Annotated in this window: 11 tRNA genes; all 11 read left to right on the top strand. The window is 49.1% G+C overall.

Annotated elements, in window-relative coordinates:
* The first annotated feature begins 437 nt into the window (after positions 1 to 437).
* The 11 genes from AXX12_RS03310 (at position 438) to AXX12_RS03260 (ending at position 1,418) form a co-directional block, all read left to right on the top strand.
* A tRNA-Met gene (locus AXX12_RS03310) sits at positions 438 to 513 on the top strand.
* 4 nt (positions 514 to 517) lie between these two features.
* Positions 518 to 608, top strand: a tRNA-Ser gene (locus tag AXX12_RS03305).
* 6 nt (positions 609 to 614) lie between these two features.
* Positions 615 to 689 (top strand) — tRNA-Glu (locus AXX12_RS03300).
* Positions 690 to 695: 6 nt separating this feature from the next.
* A tRNA-Val gene (locus AXX12_RS03295) sits at positions 696 to 771 on the top strand.
* A gap of 15 nt (positions 772 to 786) precedes the next feature.
* A tRNA-Asp gene (locus AXX12_RS03290) sits at positions 787 to 863 on the top strand.
* A gap of 4 nt (positions 864 to 867) precedes the next feature.
* A tRNA-Arg gene (locus AXX12_RS03285) sits at positions 868 to 944 on the top strand.
* 26 nt (positions 945 to 970) lie between these two features.
* A tRNA-Thr gene (locus AXX12_RS03280) sits at positions 971 to 1,046 on the top strand.
* A gap of 12 nt (positions 1,047 to 1,058) precedes the next feature.
* Positions 1,059 to 1,143: transfer RNA gene (locus tag AXX12_RS03275), tRNA-Tyr, on the top strand.
* A gap of 4 nt (positions 1,144 to 1,147) precedes the next feature.
* Positions 1,148 to 1,224, top strand: a tRNA-Met gene (locus AXX12_RS03270).
* 23 nt (positions 1,225 to 1,247) lie between these two features.
* Positions 1,248 to 1,324 (top strand) — tRNA-Pro (locus tag AXX12_RS03265).
* 19 nt (positions 1,325 to 1,343) lie between these two features.
* Positions 1,344 to 1,418, top strand: a tRNA-Gly gene (locus AXX12_RS03260).
* Positions 1,419 to 1,880: the final 462 nt, after the last annotated feature.

Here is a 1,880-nt window from a genome sequence, read left to right as displayed (position 1 = left end):
GGATAGGTAGTCGCAGGTTTGTAAAAGCACTCGCTAGAAAGCGAGTGCTTTTTTGTTTTTAAAATTATTGAGCTCCGAGGTCTTGTGACATAAGACTCACTGCCATTTGCGGTGATAGAGGCCCAGGTAGTTGAATTTTGGCAGAAGTTCATGGCTACGAGCAACCAAAGGATTTATTTCAGATCAGTTCCGAAGAAAGAACTGAAAATAAATAGAATACCTTAAACTATATATAAGTTTTCATAGACCGTTCCTCTTTGCTCGATGGCAAAAGAAAGTCTAGTTTACATATTGACAGTAATAATATTTCATGATATTATAAACATCCGCCACTAAGTTAATATTGCGGTCGCGATAGAACAGCAGAGACTTCTAGCCCCAGGAGCTAGTGGGGGCACCTCGTGCTGGTTTAAATTACGCGACCCTGCCATGAATATCGCGGGATGGAGCAGTTGGTAGCTCGTCGGGCTCATAACCCGAAGGTCGTAGGTTCAAGTCCTGCTCCCGCAACCAATATGGAGTGGTACTCAAGTGGCTGAAGAGGACGGTTTGCTAAATCGTTAGGGGATGCAAGTCCCGCCAGGGTTCAAATCCCTGCCACTCCGCCACACAATGGCCCGTTGGTCAAGCGGTTAAGACACCGCCCTTTCACGGCGATTACGGGGGTTCGAATCCCCCACGGGTCACCATTTCCCGGGCGATTAGCTCAGCCGGGAGAGCGCCTGCCTTACAAGCAGGATGTCGGCGGTTCGATCCCGTCATCGCCCACCATTTCCTTTGCTATGCGGCCCTGTGGTGTAGCGGTCTAACATGCCGCCCTGTCACGGCGGAGATCGACGGTTCAAATCCGTTCAGGGTCGCCATTATGACTCCGTAGCTCAGCTGGATAGAGCGTTTGACTACGAATCAAAAGGTCGCAGGTTCGAATCCTGCCGGGGTCACCATTTTTCCTTTCTTGCTAGTTCATAATGCTGGTGTAGCTCAATTGGTAGAGCAGCTGACTTGTAATCAGCAGGTTGGGGGTTCAATTCCTCTCGCCAGCTCCATAGTTCTATTATGGAGGGATTCCCGAGTGGCTAAAGGGAGCAGACTGTAAATCTGCCGTCGTTGACTTCGGTGGTTCGAATCCACCTCCCTCCACCATTATGGCGGCGTAGCTCAGTTGGCTAGAGCAATCGGTTCATACCCGATCGGTCCGCGGTTCAAATCCGTGCGCCGCCACCATTCCTTCTATACCATCTGTTAATCGGGGCGTGGCTCAGCTTGGTAGAGCACCTGGCTTGGGACCAGGGGGTCGCAGGTTCGAATCCTGCCGCTCCGACCATGATCTTCTCCATAATTATGCGGAAGTAGCTCAGCGGTAGAGCATCGCCTTGCCAAGGCGAGGGTCGCGAGTTCGAATCTCGTCTTCCGCTCCATTTACCAAATCTTGCTGCGAAGTACTAATTACTTTTGCAGAAAGTTCTAGTTGACACATCGCTGGGCATGTGTTAACATAATTAAGCTGTCGCAAGACAGGCTGCCAGAATAATGCAGGGCACTTCCGGTTTTTAGATATGTATACGGTGAAATTATCCGTGTATGATATGCCGCGTTGCCTCTGAGACCCTGGTCAGTTACCAAAAAGAAACATGTTGACACAGCCTAAGCGCTGTGGTAAGATGTTCAAGCGTCACCGGTGACGGTAACGCAGCGATTGAAGCGAACGAGTAAATGCCGTTTGTTGAAACGCGAAGCTCCTTGAAAACTGAACAATGTAGGTAAGGAAAGTTAATGCCAGATGTGCGAGTCTGTCGCAAGACAGACAACTAACAATAGTTTCTTAGTTATTCGAGCCATCAAAAGGCTTCAATAAAACTTTATTGGAGAGTTTGATCCTG

Origin of the sequence: Anaerosporomusa subterranea (genome assembly GCF_001611555.1) — a bacterium.
Classification (GTDB): domain Bacteria; phylum Bacillota; class Negativicutes; order Sporomusales; family Acetonemataceae; genus Anaerosporomusa; species Anaerosporomusa subterranea.
The sequence above is the reverse complement of the archived record's forward strand: the minus strand, read 5'-3'. Positions and strand labels throughout refer to the sequence as shown.